Consider the following 13,939-nt stretch of genomic DNA (forward strand, 5'->3'; position numbering starts at 1 on the left):
GATCGCGCATGGGGCGCCGTAGGCGGCGCTAGGAGGGCACTACAGGCAAAACCCGGCTCGAGGGTGAAGCACCCCTCGCAGGGAGACGGAACCTAGCCGGCCACTCAATCCGCCGGCACCGTGCGCTCGCGCGCCCACTCGCGCAGCGCCTGCACCTGCTCGGCCATCATCACCGACAGCGGCCGCGTGCCGCGGAGTTCCTGCATCAGCAGCTCGGTGTCCAGCGGCCGGCTCTCGGCATGCGCCGCGTACAGGCCGGAGACGATGGCCTGCTCGATCTCGGCGCCGGAAAAGCCGTTCGCCGCGGCGGCCAGCGCCGGCAGGGCGAAGTCGTCCTCGCGCAGTTTGCGCCGCGCCAGGTGCAGGCGCAGCAATTCCACCCGCGTGTCGGCATCGGGCAGGTCGACGAAGAAGATCTCGTCGAAGCGGCCCTTGCGCAGCAGTTCGGCCGGCAGTTCGTGCACCTGGTTGGCGGTGGCGACGATGAACACGCCGCCGTCAGCGGCGGTGCCGCCGCGCTCGGCCATCCAGGTCAGCAGGTAGCCGAGCACGCGCCGCGACACGCCGCCGTCCTCGCCGCCGCTGGCCAGGCCCTTCTCGATCTCGTCGATCCACAGCACGCACGGCGCCAGTTGCTCGGCCGCGGCCAGCGCGCCGCGCAGGTTCTTCTCGGTCTCGCCGTGGTACTTGTCGTACAGCGAGCCGAAGTCCAGGCGCAGCAGCGGCACGCCGAAGCCGGCGGCGGTGGCCTTGGCCAGCATCGACTTGCCGCAGCCCTGCACGCCTAGCAGCAGCACGCCCTTGGGCGGGTCCAGCCCGGGCGGGGCGGCGCCGGCGAATACCGCGCGGCGTTGCTCGATCCAGCGCTTGAGCCGGCGCGCGCCGGCCACGTCGGCGAAGCGGGTGGCGTCGTATTCGTAGTGCAGGTGGCCGCTGCGGTTGAGCAGCTCGAACTTGAGCTTGGCCAACTGCGGCAGGTCGGCGGCGTTGAGTGCGCCGTCGGCGTAGATCAGCTGGCGGGCGATGCGGCGCGCGTCGATCAGGCTCAGCCCCTGCAGGTTGCGCACGACCTGCTTGACCGCCTCGCCGTCCACCTCGACCCGGCGCCCGCCGAATTCGCGCGCGTAGCCGGCGGCCTCTTCCTGCACCATCTTCAACAGCGCGTTGGCGTCGGGCAGGCGCGGGTTGAAGCGCGTGGCCAGCGCTTCCAGCTCGGCCGGCAGCTCGATCTTGGCGCCGATCAGCACCAGCACGTGCGGCTGGCAGTGGCGGCGCTCGACGATGTCGCGCAGCAGGCGCTGGTGGCTGGCGTAGCCCAGGTACGGCACCACGTCCAGCAACAGGTAGATGCCGCGCTGGTCGGCCTGCTTGATCGCCTGCAGCACCGCGCTGGCGTCGGGCGGGCCGCTCGGCTCGTCCTCACGGTCCAGGTCGATGCGGCGGAGGCCTTCGGTGATCGACCAGCGGTACAGCGCGCGCCAGACCTGCATCAGCGCCTGCCGGAACAGCGCCACGATGCGCGCCTCCTCCTGGGTCTCGATGACGATCAGGGGGGTGTTGGCGCGGATCAGCGCGGTCAGGTCCTGCAGCTCGCTCATGGGCGATCCGTTGCCGTGGGGCCGCCACGATAGCAACGCGCCGCCCCGCCCGCTACGCGTTGACTACCGGCCAACATGGGGCCGGTGTACGCTGCGGCCTCTTCTTCCGGAAGCGAGGCGCGCATGAAGACGATCCTGGTGGCCGGCTCCAAGGGCGGCGTGGGCAAGACCACGATTGCCACGCACCTGGCCGCGTACTACGCGCTGGCCGGCAAGCGCACGGTGCTGGCCGATGCCGACCCGCAGGGCTCCTCGACCCGCTGGGCCGAGCGCCGCGCCGGCCTGGACAGCGCGGTGCTGCCGATCGACGCCAGCCGCAAACGCAACTGGCGCGCGGCGCTGCCGGACGACACCCAGCGGGTGATCGTCGACGGCGCGGCCGGCGCCATGGCCGAGGATCTGGCCCAGTTCCTGGACGAGGCCGACGCGGTGGTGGTGCCGGTGATGCCGTCGGCGCTGGACATCGAGGCCACCGTCGGCTTCCTCAACACCCTGGCCAAGGTGCCGCGGGTGCACCAGCGCAAGCTGCCGGTGGGGTTGGTGATCAACCGCAGCAAGCCGTGGACCCACGCCGCGCAACAGGCGCTGGAGATGCTCGGCGGCTGGCCGTATCCGGTGCTGGCGCAGCTGCGCGACAGCCAGGCCTATGTGGTGCTGGTCGGCCTCGGCCGCAGCCTGTTCGACTACCGTTCCGCTCAGGTGCGCGATCACCAGCAGGACTGGGAACCCTTGCTCAAGTGGCTCAAGAAGGCCTGACCGATGACCATCGTCCTGCGTGAAGTGATCCTGCTGCGCCATGCCCATGCCGAACCGGCCGACACCGGCCAGGCCGATTTCGACCGTCCGCTGTCGCCGCACGGCATCGCCGAGGCCGAGGCCGCCGGGCGCTGGCTGCTGGAGCAGCGGCTGGTGCCCGACTGCGTGCTGTGCTCGCCCGCGCGGCGCGCGCGCGAGACCCTGGAAGCGGTGCTGGAAGTGACCGGCTATGCCGAGCAGCGCCTGGAGCCGCGGATCTACGAGGCCACCTCCGGCACCCTGGCCGCGCTGATGGACGAGCATCGCGACGTCGAACGGCTGCTGCTGGTCGGTCACAACCCGGGCCTGGAGCAGCTGGCGGCGCTGATGCACAGCGGCCAGTCCGGCGACTACCGCGGCATGCCCACCGCCAGCGTGGTGGTGCTGACGGTGCCGCAGGACGCGGCGATCGAGCCGGGTGTCGCCCGACTGACCGCGTTCTGGTGGCCCTGAACGCACCGCGCCGGCGCCTAAGCCCGGCGCTGTGCACCGCGCTGCTGTCGCTGTGCCTGGTGCCGGGCTGGGGCCGCGCGCAGGCGCCGCCGCTGTCGCCGGGGGAGCATGCCTTCGACCCGGCCCAGTCGCGCTTCGGTTTCGAGATCCGCACCCGCTTCGGGCAGCGCATCGAGGGCTTCTTCCCGCGCTTCGAAGGCACCGTGGAGATGCTGCCCGACGGCCGCCACCAGGTCCGCCTGCGCCTGTTCACCGCCTACGTGCAGATTCCCGGCAAGCCGCGCTACACAGGCTGGATGCGCGGCGAGGATTTCTTCGACGCGGAACGCTTTCCGACCGTGTCCTTCGATTCGCAACCGTTTTCCCCGCAGCTGCTGACCACCGGCGGCGCGCTGGTCGGCACGCTGAGCATCCGCGGGGTCGGCCATACCGAGACCCTGACCATGATGCCGTCGGCCTGCAGCCGTCCAGGCTATGATTGCGATGTGATCAGTCGCGGTACGGTTCTGCGTGGACGTTATGGAATGGACAAGTGGGATCTGGCCTTGAGCGATCGGGTCACCTTCGTGCTGCGTGCACGGCTGACCGGAGCGGACGCCCGGTGACAGCGTGGTTGAGGGTCCTGGTGCTGGCGGCGATGCTGCTCGGCAGCGGTTGCGCGAGCCTGTCGCAGGCCCAGCACGGCCGCGCGGTGGCAATCGCCGAGGCGGCGCGCGATGGCCGCGTCGACTGCACGCAAAGCGACCACTGCGCGCTGGCCTCGCCGCTGCGCGCGCTGGCCGGCAAGGCCTTCGCCGCATCCGGCGACGCCGCGCCGCATCACTACGCCACCATCCTGGACCACGGCGAGGAAGCGCTGGTGGCGCGGGTCAACCTGATCCGCAGCGCCAGCCGCAGCATCGACCTGCAGACCTACATCTTCGACAAGGACGACAGCGCGCGGCTGGTGATGGACGAGCTGCTGGCCGCGGCGCGGCGCGGCGTGCAGGTGCGGGTGCTGATCGACCAGCTGTCGGCGATCTCCGACCTGCAGATCCTCGGCGCGCTGGCCGGCGCCCACCAGAATTTCTCGTTGCGCATCTACAACCCCACCTTCGGCCTGGCCAAGCCCAACTACTTCCACTACGCCGCCAGCGTGGTGTGCTGCTTCCGCCGCTTCAACCAGCGCATGCACAACAAGATGCTGGTGGTGGACGACGCGGTCGGCGTGGTCGGCGGGCGCAACTACCAGGACGACTATTACGACTGGGACGCCGAGTACAACTTCCGCGACCGCGACGTGCTGGTGGCCGGCCCGGTGGCGCGCGAGATGGCGGCCAGCTTCGATGCGTACTGGGCGGCGCGGCGCAGCGTGCCGGTGGCGCGGCTCAACGACGTCGGCAAGCTGCTGCTGCGCGACGGCGTGCCGACGATGCCGCCGGCGCAGTTCCTGCGTCCGGAGCGGGTGCAGCGGGTGAGCGAGGAGGCGGCCGATCCGGCCTTCGTCGAGGATGCCTTCGTGCTGCCGGCGCTGCCGGTGAGCAACGTCAGCTACGTCGCCGATCCGCCGCAGAAGCACCGGCGCGATGCCGCATCCAAGCGGGCGCTGGCGGTGGCCGTGCCCAAGCGGGTCAGCCTGATCACCGGCGCGCAGCGCGAGATCATCCTGCAGACGCCCTACCTGGTGCTGTCCGACCCGGCGCAGGAGATCTTCCGCAACCTGCGCAAGCGGCCCACGCCGCCCAAGATCATCGTCGCCACCAACAGCCTGGCCTCCACCGACAACCCGGTGGTGTACGCGCTGTCGTACAAGTACAAGCGGCGCAACCTGCGCGAACTCGGCTTCGACATCTACGAATACAAGCCGTTCCCGCTGGACGCGCCGGTGAACTACGCCAACCTGCTGCCGTCGCCGTTGCTGCCCGATGCCGACGTGGCCGACGGTGGTGGCCGCAATCCGCTGATCGGCGGCAGCGCCGCCGGCCGTTCCAGCGCGCTCGGCAGCGGCGGCGGCAGCGGTAGCCCGGGCGGCAGCGGACGACGCGCCGACGGCAGCCAGGTCGACCGCCGCGTGCTGCGCACCGAGACGCGCCCGTCGTTCCTCAGCCGTCGGGCGGCCAACCGCCCGCTGCCGGTGACCCGCGAGGGCGCGCGCATGGGCCTGCATGCCAAGTCGCTGGTGGTGGACCGGCACATCGCGGTGATCGGCACCCACAACTTCGATCCGCGCAGCGAGAACTACAACACCGAGGGCGCGGTGATCATCGACGACCCGGCCTTCGCCCAGGCACTGGCCACCAGCATCCTGCGCGACATCGAGCCATCGAACTCGTGGACGGTCGCATCGCGCGCCAAGCCACCGGTGCTGTCGGGGCTGAACTACAGCCTCGGCAAGGCATCGGAGGCGCTGCCGGTGCTGGATTTCTGGCCATGGCGCTACGCCACCAACTACGAATTCCAGCCCGGCCCCGAATGCCCGGCACCGCTGACCCGGCGCGACCCCGGCTTCCACCGCTGCTACACCGCGGTCGGCGACTTCCCCGAGGTCAACGTCGGCCCGAAGTGGCTGCTAGTGCGGATGCTGACGGCATTCGGCTCGGGGCTGGTGCCGATTCTTTGAGTGCCGGGATTGGGGATTCGGGATTGGCAAAAGCGGTAGTACTGTTTGAGGGAGACGCCGCTGGCGAATCCCCAATCCCGAATCTCCAATCCCGGACACTCAATGGCCTTCCGCGACCCCGTCGATCTCGATGCCCTCAACGCCGCCGCCCGCGACACCCTGATCGCGCATCTGGGCATCGTCTTCACCGAGGCCGGGCCGGACTGGCTGCGCGCGACGATGCCGGTCGATGCGCGCACGCTGCAGCCGTACGGGCTGCTGCACGGCGGCGCCTCGGTGGTGCTGGCCGAAACCCTGGGCAGCAGCGCCGGGAATCTGTGCGTGGGGCCGGACCGGATCTGCGTGGGCCTGGAGATCAACGCCAACCACCTGCGCGCGGCCCGCGCCGGCTTGGTCACCGGCACCGCGCGGCCGCTGCACGTGGGCCGCGCCACCCAGGTCTGGGAGATCCGCATCGAGGACACGGCCGGCAAGCCGGTGTGCGTGTCGCGGCTGACCCTGGCGGTGATCGCACGCGATTAGCGTGCACTCAGCCGTAACCGTCTTCATGCTGACACAATAGGGTGCTTCCCTCCCGGCTTCCGGTACCCTGACCAGAATGAGCGAGTTCTCCTCACCCGCCACGCGCCAACACGGCGAGGCGCTGCGCTGGGTCCGTTACGGTTACCGCATTCCGCTGCTGGCGCTGCACGTGTTGCTGTCGTTGCCGTTCCTGCTGGCGTGCATGGCGCTGTCGCCGGGCCGGGCCGGGGTCGAATCGTTCGGCGACCGCGTGGTGTGCTGGTGGTCGACCTGGCTGCTGCGCATCTTCGGCCTGCGCGTGCGCCGGGTCGGCACGCCGCTGCCCAATCCGGTGCTGTTCGTGGCCAACCACGTCAGCTGGATCGACATCGTGATGCTGCACAGCCAGCGCATGATGGGCTTCGTCGCCAAGCGCGAGATCGCCGGCTGGCCGCTGGTCGGCTGGCTGGCCACGCGCGGGCAGACCATCTTCCACCAGCGCGGCAACACCGAATCGCTGGGCGGGGTGCTGCAAGCGATGCTGGAACGGCTGCGCTCGGGGCGCTCGGTCGGCGTGTTCCCGGAAGGGCGCACCCGCGGCGGCCACGATGTCGGCCCGTTCCACGCGCGCATCTTCCAGGCCGCGGTGGAGGCCGAAGTGGCGGTGCAGCCGGTGGCGGTGCGTTACGGCGCCGGCGGCTCGGCGCAGACGGTGATCGCGTTCGGCCCGCACGAGAGCTTCTTCGCCAATTTCCTGCGCCTGCTCGGCGAGCCGGGCCGGGTGGCCGAGGTGCACTTCCTGGAGCCGATCCGGCTGCAGGACGTGGAAGGGCGCCGGGGCATCGCCGAGATCGCGCGCGCACGCATCGTCGCCGCGATGGCGCAACGCTGAATCATGGAACACTGCGGTCCGGACGATTTGACCTATTGCTCCAATCGCCCGGCGCAAGCTCGCTGCCGATGATGAATGCCGCCGACTACCTCCCCCCGCGTTGGCTGCGCAACCCGCACCTGCAATCGGTGCTGGGTTCCAGCGCGCTGCGCGTGCGCCGCGGCGAACAGCTGCTGGCCGCCAGCGGCGCGACCACCACCTCGCACATCCTCGACGGCGGCGACGGCGTGCGCCTGCAGGGCTGGCTCAGCGTGCCGGCCGGCAGCGCCGCGCCGCGCGGCACCGTGCTGCTGCTGCACGGCTGGGAAGGCAGCGCCGACTCCAGCTACATGCGCCTGACCGCCGCGCAACTGCTGGCGCGCGGCTACCAGGTGTTCCGGCTCAACTTCCGCGACCACGGCGGTACCCACCACCTCAACGTGGACCTGTTCCACTCCGATCGCCTGGACGAAGTGGTCAACGCCGCCGGCGACCTGTGGCGGCGCTTTCCGTCACCGACCCTGCTGGCCGCCGGCTATTCGCTGGGCGGCAACTTCGCGTTGCGCCTGGCGCTGCGCGCACCGGCCGCCGGCCTGCCGCTGCAGCACGTGGCCGCGGTGTGTCCGCTGCTGGATCCGGCCACGACCATGCAACGGATCGAGCACGGCCCGCAGTTCTACGACTGGTATTTCCGCCGCAAGTGGCGCGAGTCGCTGCTGCGCAAGCGCGAACTGTTCCCCGAGCGGCACGGCTACGACGACGCCACCCTGGCGCTGGACATGCGCGAGCTGATGGGCTGGCTGGCGCAGCGCCACGCCGGCTTCGCCAGCCTGGACGCTTATTTCGAAAGCTATTCGATCGCCGGCGAGCGCCTGCGCAACCTGAGCGTGCCGGCCGACATCCTGATGGCCGAGGACGACCCGGTGATCCCGCTGGACGATTTCCGCAACCTGCGCCTGCCGGCGCTGGCGCGGCTGGAAATCGCGCGCTGGGGCGGGCACTGCGGCTTCATCGAGAATGCGCGCGGCGACGGTTTCGCCGAGCGCTGGGTGGCCGAACGCCTGACCGACGGCCTGCCCGCCTGAGCCAGGGCATGGCGCCTGTCCAGTGCAGGCCGTGCCGGGCGTGGCCCTGCGCGGGCCTGACAGACCGCCAGGCCGCACCGCATAGCTTGACCCGACCGCCGTCGCGCGACGCAGCACCAATCGACGGCTCGCCAGCCCGACGCGGCCTGCCCGCGAATTGATGACACACCTGGCGCGCCAAGGCGCAGGCCGGCCGGGCGCTCCCGTTACAATGCCGGTTTGCCCAGAGCCGGACCCTCATGCAAGAGCAAATTCTCGACGCCCTGCGCCGCCAGGCCAACGCCGACGCGCTGCGCATCGCCCAGGCCTGGGTGGCCGACGCCGCCGCCGACGCGCAGGCGCACCGTTGGCTGGCGCTGGCGCAACAGCAGAACGGCGACACCGCCGCCGCGCTGGTCAGCATCGACCAGGCCATCGCGCTGGCGCCGGAAGACGCCGGCCTGCACATGCTGCGCGCCGGCATGCTGCTCAGCGCCAACGACCTGGCCCAGGCCGAGGACGCGCTGGCACGCACCGCCGCGCTGGATCCCAACCAGTTCCTGGCCTACGTGATGCGCGCCCATCTGGCGCTGGGCCGCGGCGATCTGGACGAAGTGGAGCGGCTCAGCCGCACCGCCGCGCGGCTGGATCCGGACCATCCGCAACTGCTGGGCCTGGACGGCATGCTGGCGCTGCGCCGCGGCGATGCCGATCGCGCGCTGGCGCTGCTGTCGCGCGCCAGCAAGGCGCTGCCCGACGATCCGCGCTTGCTGTACGCGCTCGGGTTCGCCTACCTGGACAAGCAGCACCTGGCATTCGCCGAGACCGCGTTCCGCCGTGTCGCCACGCTGACCCGCGGCACCAGCGCGCTGATGGCGCTGGTCGCGCAGCTGGCGCACCGCCAGGGCCGCCTCGACGACGCCATCGCCGCGCTGGACGCGGTGCTGGCCGATCCGGTCAGCGATACCGCCGGCATGCGCCGGCTGGCGGGCGAATACGCCCTGCAGGCCGGGCGCCCGGCCGATGCGCTGGAGCACCTGCGGCGCGCGCTGGGCGCTGCCCCGGCCGACCGCCGCACCCTGCATGCGGCGCTGATCGCCTGGCAGCGGCTGGGCGCGGTCGAGGATGCTCGCGCCACCCTGGAAGCGGCGCTGGCCACCACCACCGACGCGCACGACCTGTGGCTGGCGCGGCTGGCGCTGGAGCCGGTCGGCGGCGCCGAGGCGCGCGCGCTGATCGCGCGCTGGCAGGCGGCGATGCCAGGCCATTTGCCGGCGCTGGAAGCGCAGCTGCGGGTGCACGACATGGCCGGCGAACGCGACCAGGGCGAGGCCGTGGCGCAGCGCATCGTGGCGCTTGAGCCGGGCCGCATCAGCGGCGAGGAGCGCCTGGTCGAGGCGCTGCTGGAGCGCGGCGAGCACGACGAGGCCATCGCCCACGTGCGTGGCCTGATGCAGCGCATGCCCGAGAACGAGCAGACCACGCTGCGGCCGTGGCTGGCGGCGGTGCAGGACCGCGCCGGCCATTCGACCGAGGCGCTGGCGACGTGGCTGGCGTTCCAGCAGGAACAGCTGCCGCACCGCCTGCCGCTGCCGCCGCTGGGCCAGGCCACCGCGACGTGGCCGGCGCTGGCCGAGATCGATCCGCAACAGCCTGCGCGGCCGCTGTTCGTATGGGGCGCGCCGGGCAGCGGCGTGGAGCGGGTGATCGCGGTGATGGACGCGACCAGCCAGGTGCTGCGCAGCGACCGCTTCGGCGTGCAGCCGCCGACCGACGGCTTCCAGCGCTACCGCACCGTCCCCGAACTCGACAGCGGCGAACTCGATGGCGCGGCGCTGATCGCCGAGTGGCGCGCGCAGCTGCCGGCACGCGGCATCGACGACGGCAACATCGTCGACTGGCTGCTGTGGTGGGACAACGCGCTGCTGCGCGCGCTGCGTCCGCAGCTGCCGGAAGGACGGCTGCTGATCGCGCTGCGCGACCCGCGCGACATGCTGCTGGACTGGCTGGCCAACGGCGCCCCGGCACCGCTCGGCCTGGCCACCCCGGAGACCGGCGCGCGCTGGCTGGCGGCGGTGCTGGCCCAGGTCGCCGACTTGCACGAGCAGGACCTGTATCCGCACCGCCTGCTGCGCCTGGACGGCATCGAGGCCGATCCGGCCGGCGTCGCCGCAGCGCTGGAACAGGCCTTCGGTATTCCGTTCCCGAGCGTGCCCACGATCGGCCCGCCGCGCCTGCCGTCCGGCCACTGGCGCGCCTATGCCACGCCGCTGGCGGCCGCGTTCGCGCTGCTCACGCCGGTGGCCGTGCGCCTTGGCTACGCTGAAACCTGATCCTCCACAGGAGTTTTCGCATGCGCCTTCGCAGTGACAGCATCCAGCCCGGCCAGCCGATCGCCGCGACCTACGCGATGGGCCAGGCCGACGGCTTCGCCGCCAACCGCAATCCGCACCTGGCCTGGGACGACGTGCCGGCCGGCACTGCGGCGTTCGCGCTGCTGTGCCTCGATCCGGACGTGCCGACCGTGGCCGAGATGGTCGGCCGCGACGACGTGCAGATCCCGGTCGAGCAGCCACGCACCAATTTCGTGCATTGGGCTGCCGTTGAGATTCCGGCCGACCTGCGCGAGATCGCCGAGGGCAGCGCCAGCGACGGGGTCGTGGCCAAGGGCAAGCGGCAACCGCCCGGTTTGCCTGGCGCGCGGCAGGGCCTGAACAGCTATACCGACTGGTTCGCCGGCGATGCGCAGATGGGCGGCGACTACTACGGCTACGACGGCCCGTATCCGCCGGCCAACGACCTGCGCGTGCACCGCTACTTCTTCCGCCTGTTCGCGCTGGACGTGGCCACGCTGGACCTGCCGGCACGCTTCACCGCCGCCGCCGCGCTGCGCGCGATGCAAGGTCATGTGCTGGCCGAGGCCAGCCTGTACGCCACGTACAGCCTGAATCCCAAGCTCGCCTAAAGCCCCTCTCCCGTCGGGAGAGGGGTTGGGGTGAGGGTACGGCGCGAAGCGACTCGCGGAGTTTGGGTGCACGAGGCTGCGCCCGTACCCTCATCCGCCCCTGCGGGGCACCTTCTCCCGAGGGGAGAAGGGAAGAGCCGACTAGCCCCTCTCCCGTCGGGAGAGGGGTTGGGGTGAGGGTCCGGCGCGAAGCGACTCGCGGAGTTTGGGTGCACGAGGCTGCGCCCGTACCCTCATCCGCCCCTGCGGGGCACCTTCTCCCGATGGGAGAAGGAACAGCCGCTTAGCTCCTCTCCCATCGGGAGAGGGGTTGGGGTGAGGGTCCGGCGCGAAAGCGACTCGCGGAGTTGGGGTGCGCGAGGCTCCGCCCGTACCCTCATCCGGCCCTTCGGGCCACCTTCTCCCGAGGGGAGAAGGAACAGCCGCTTAGCCCCTCTCCCACCGGGAGAGGGGTTGGGGTGAGGGTACGGCCGCCAGCCAACCAGCCCTCAAGCCCCCGGCAACCACAGCAACAGCGCCGCACCCAGCACGATGCGATACACCGCGAACGCGGTGAAGCGGTGCGACTTGATGTAGCCCAGCAGCCACTTCACCACGATGAAGCCGGTCACCACCGCGGCGGCGAAGGCGATGGCCACGTCGCCCCAGTCCTCGCTGCCCACCGCGCCGTTCTTGTACAGCTCCAGGAACGAATAGCCGCTGGCCGCGAACATGGTCGGGATGCCGACCAGGAACGCGAAATCGGCCGCGGCCGAGCGTTTGCTCAGGCCCAGCAGCATCGCCAGGAAGATCGTCGCGGCCGAGCGCGAGGTGCCGGGGAACACGCCGGCCACCACCTGCGCCAGGCCCACCGCGATGGCCACCTTCCAGGTCACCAGTTCGCGCTCGGGCATGCGCGCGGCGAAATGCTCGGCCACCAGCATCCACACGCCGCCGATCACCAGCGCCCAGGCCACCGGCTGCACCGATTCCGGCAGCTGCCAGCCGGCCTTGCGCACCGCCAGGCCGACCACCGCGGTGACCAGAAACGCGGTGCCCAGCTTGAGCACGTAGTCGCGGTTGGCGCGGTCGCCCAGGCCGGTGGCCAGCGTCCATAGCTTCTGCCGGAACACCAGGGTGGTGGCCAGGATCGCGCCGGCCTGGATCACGATGTTGAAGAAGTCCGAACGGCGGCCGAGCCATTGCTCGGCGATCAACAGGTGGCCGGTGCTGGAGACCGGCAGGAATTCGGTCAGGCCTTCGAGGATGCCCAGTAGCAGGGCAGAGAACATGTCGCTCATGGGGGAGGTTCGGCTCGTGGGGGAGGAAAAGCCGGGCAAGGATAAAACATTGCCTCGAGCACCATTCTGGTGCTCGCAACCACCATCGAACCATTTTGGTGCGCCGCTTTCGCCCCGTTGGCGTGCTCCCTTCACCAAAATCAAGGACTTGTGAACCGGTCACAGTTGGCACGGCGATTGCTGTTACGGGGCAAGCCATTCACCAACCCGAGGTTTCATCGATGTCTGCGGAAAATATTGAGAAGCTGGTCAAGGACAACAAGGTCGAGTTCGTCGACCTGCGGTTCGTCGATATGCGCGGCGTGCAGCAGCACGTGACCTTCCCCGTGAGCATCATCGAGCCGGCGCTGTTCGAAGAAGGCAAGATGTTCGACGGCAGCTCGATCTCGGGTTGGAAGGGCATCAACGAGTCGGACATGGTCCTGCTGCCCGACGCCGACACCGCGTTCATCGACCCGTTCATGGCCGATCCGACCCTGGTCCTGACCTGCGACATCCTCGATCCGGCCACCATGCAGAGCTACGACCGCGACCCGCGTGGCGTGGCCAAGCGCGCCGAGGCCTACCTGAAGTCCAGCGGCATCGCCGACCAGGCGTTCTTCGGCCCGGAGCCGGAATTCTTCATCTTCGACGGCGTGCGCTTCGGCAACGAGATGGGCCACACCTTCTTCAAGATCGATTCGGAAGAAGCGGCCTGGAGCAGCGGCAGCAAGATCGAAGGCGGCAACAGCGGCTACCGTCCGGCGGTCAAGGGCGGCTACTTCCCGGTGCCGCCGACCGACTCGCTGCAGGACCTGCGCGCTGAAATGTGCAAGACCCTTGAGCAGGTCGGCATCGAAGTCGAGGTGCACCACCACGAAGTGGCTACCGCCGGCCAGTGCGAGATCGGCACCAAGTTCAACTCGCTGGTGAAGAAGGCCGACGAGCTGATGATGATGAAGTACATCATCAAGAACGTCGCCTACCGCAACGGCAAGACCGCGACCTTCATGCCCAAGCCGATCGTCGGCGACAACGGCTCGGGCATGCACGTGCACCAGTCGCTGGCCAAGGGCGGCACCAACCTGTTCTCCGGCGACGGCTACGGCGGCCTGTCGCAGATGGCGCTGTGGTACATCGGCGGCATCTTCAAGCACGCCAAGGCGATCAACGCCTTCACCAACTCCGGCACCAACAGCTACAAGCGCCTGGTCCCGGGCTTCGAGGCTCCGGTGATGCTGGCCTACTCGGCGCGCAACCGCTCGGCCTCGTGCCGCATTCCGTGGGTGTCCAACCCGAAGGCGCGGCGCATCGAGATCCGTTTCCCGGATCCGCTGCAGTCCGGCTACCTGACCTTCGCCGCGCTGATGATGGCCGGCCTGGACGGCATCAAGAACCAGATCGACCCGGGCGCGCCCAGCGACAAGGATCTGTACGACCTGCCGCCGGAAGAAGAGAAGAAGATCCCGCAGGTGTGCTCCAGCCTCGACCAGGCGCTGGAAGCGCTCGACGCCGACCGCGAGTTCCTCAAGGCCGGCGGCGTGTTCAGCGACGACTTCATCGACGGCTACATCGCGCTGAAGATGCAGGAAGTGACCAAGTTCCGCGCCGCAACGCACCCGCTGGAGTACCAGCTGTACTACGCCAACTGAGTTCCACGCGCGGCGATGGCGAAGGTTACCCCTCCCTCCTTCGTCATCGCCGCCACCTACTCGGCTGGGGAGCCGTGCCGGTGGTCCGCGCCCGAATCAGTCGCAACAGCCGGTTTTCCAGGGGATGCACCACGAAAGACAGCGCTTGCGTGCCGTGGGCCACGCTCCCTCCCACGTCGCCG

General features: G+C 70.1%; 12 protein-coding genes. 10 read left to right on the forward strand and 2 right to left on the reverse strand.

Annotation, left to right across the window (positions count from 1 at the left end; genetic code table 11):
* Positions 1–104 precede the first annotated feature (104 nt).
* A complete protein-coding gene (locus tag HEP75_RS01180; protein WP_185825140.1) occupies positions 105–1,598 on the reverse strand; it encodes an AAA family ATPase in 1,494 nt (497 codons plus the stop codon).
* A gap of 123 nt (positions 1,599–1,721) precedes the next feature.
* On the opposite strand from HEP75_RS01180, the gene HEP75_RS01185 reads away from it, so the two are divergent.
* The 9 genes from HEP75_RS01185 to HEP75_RS01225 all read left to right on the forward strand — a co-directional run bounded on the left by HEP75_RS01185 (position 1,722) and on the right by HEP75_RS01225 (position 10,846).
* Positions 1,722–2,354, forward strand: coding sequence for a ParA family protein (locus tag HEP75_RS01185; RefSeq protein WP_185825141.1), 633 nt, complete (start codon positions 1,722–1,724; stop codon positions 2,352–2,354).
* 15 nt (positions 2,355–2,369) lie between these two features.
* Entirely contained in the window at positions 2,370–2,846 is a 477-nt protein-coding gene (locus HEP75_RS01190; RefSeq protein WP_185816444.1) for a histidine phosphatase family protein, read from the forward strand.
* Positions 2,837–3,451, forward strand: coding sequence for a YceI family protein (locus HEP75_RS01195; RefSeq protein WP_185825142.1), 615 nt, complete (start codon positions 2,837–2,839; stop codon positions 3,449–3,451). Before HEP75_RS01190 ends, HEP75_RS01195 begins: the two co-directional genes overlap by 10 nt.
* Entirely contained in the window at positions 3,448–5,445 is a 1,998-nt protein-coding gene (locus tag HEP75_RS01200; protein WP_185825143.1) for a phospholipase D family protein, read from the forward strand. The genes HEP75_RS01195 and HEP75_RS01200 overlap by 4 nt, the downstream gene beginning before the upstream one ends.
* A 102-nt stretch (positions 5,446–5,547) precedes the next feature.
* Entirely contained in the window at positions 5,548–5,967 is a 420-nt protein-coding gene (locus HEP75_RS01205) for a hotdog fold thioesterase (protein ID WP_185825144.1), read from the forward strand.
* A gap of 76 nt (positions 5,968–6,043) precedes the next feature.
* Positions 6,044–6,838 carry a lysophospholipid acyltransferase family protein gene (locus HEP75_RS01210; protein ID WP_185821809.1) on the forward strand — a complete coding sequence of 265 codons (795 nt, stop codon included), beginning with the start codon at positions 6,044–6,046 and terminating at the stop codon, positions 6,836–6,838.
* Positions 6,839–6,909: 71 nt separating this feature from the next.
* A complete protein-coding gene (locus HEP75_RS01215; protein WP_185826456.1) occupies positions 6,910–7,902 on the forward strand; it encodes an alpha/beta fold hydrolase in 993 nt (330 codons plus the stop codon).
* A 239-nt stretch (positions 7,903–8,141) separates the two neighbouring features.
* Positions 8,142–10,214, forward strand: a complete 2,073-nt coding sequence (locus tag HEP75_RS01220; RefSeq protein WP_185825145.1) for a tetratricopeptide repeat protein — start codon at positions 8,142–8,144, stop codon at positions 10,212–10,214.
* Between the two features lie 20 nt (positions 10,215–10,234).
* The gene (locus tag HEP75_RS01225; protein ID WP_185825146.1) at positions 10,235–10,846 is read left to right on the forward strand and encodes a YbhB/YbcL family Raf kinase inhibitor-like protein; all 612 of its coding nucleotides are present in this window, start codon (positions 10,235–10,237) and stop codon (positions 10,844–10,846) included.
* A gap of 488 nt (positions 10,847–11,334) precedes the next feature.
* On the opposite strand, the gene HEP75_RS01230 is transcribed toward HEP75_RS01225, so the two are convergent.
* Positions 11,335–12,126, reverse strand: coding sequence for an undecaprenyl-diphosphate phosphatase (locus HEP75_RS01230; RefSeq protein WP_185825147.1), 792 nt, complete (start codon positions 12,124–12,126; stop codon positions 11,335–11,337).
* A gap of 221 nt (positions 12,127–12,347) precedes the next feature.
* Here HEP75_RS01230 and glnA point away from each other — a divergent pair, with 221 nt between their 5' ends.
* The gene (glnA, locus tag HEP75_RS01235; RefSeq protein WP_003480122.1) at positions 12,348–13,757 is read left to right on the forward strand and encodes a type I glutamate--ammonia ligase; all 1,410 of its coding nucleotides are present in this window, start codon (positions 12,348–12,350) and stop codon (positions 13,755–13,757) included.
* The last annotated feature ends 182 nt before the right edge of the window (positions 13,758–13,939 follow it).

The sequence above is a fragment of the Xanthomonas sp. SI genome (assembly GCF_014236855.1).
Classification (GTDB): Bacteria; Pseudomonadota; Gammaproteobacteria; order Xanthomonadales; family Xanthomonadaceae; genus Xanthomonas_A.

Bases quoted from the DNA above. Each gene is read 5' to 3' on its own strand.
- HEP75_RS01185 (WP_185825141.1), top strand. From the start codon at position 1,722: ATGAAGACGATCCTGGTGGCCGGCTCCAAGGGCGGCGTGGGCAAGACC.
- HEP75_RS01180 (WP_185825140.1), bottom strand. From the start codon at position 1,598: ATGAGCGAGCTGCAGGACCTGACCGCGCTGATCCGCGCCAACACCCCC.
- HEP75_RS01230 (WP_185825147.1), bottom strand. From the start codon at position 12,126: ATGAGCGACATGTTCTCTGCCCTGCTACTGGGCATCCTCGAAGGCCTG.
- HEP75_RS01225 (WP_185825146.1), top strand. From the start codon at position 10,235: ATGCGCCTTCGCAGTGACAGCATCCAGCCCGGCCAGCCGATCGCCGCG.
- HEP75_RS01220 (WP_185825145.1), top strand. From the start codon at position 8,142: ATGCAAGAGCAAATTCTCGACGCCCTGCGCCGCCAGGCCAACGCCGAC.
- glnA (WP_003480122.1), top strand. From the start codon at position 12,348: ATGTCTGCGGAAAATATTGAGAAGCTGGTCAAGGACAACAAGGTCGAG.
- HEP75_RS01215 (WP_185826456.1), top strand. From the start codon at position 6,910: ATGAATGCCGCCGACTACCTCCCCCCGCGTTGGCTGCGCAACCCGCAC.
- HEP75_RS01210 (WP_185821809.1), top strand. From the start codon at position 6,044: ATGAGCGAGTTCTCCTCACCCGCCACGCGCCAACACGGCGAGGCGCTG.
- HEP75_RS01205 (WP_185825144.1), top strand. From the start codon at position 5,548: ATGGCCTTCCGCGACCCCGTCGATCTCGATGCCCTCAACGCCGCCGCC.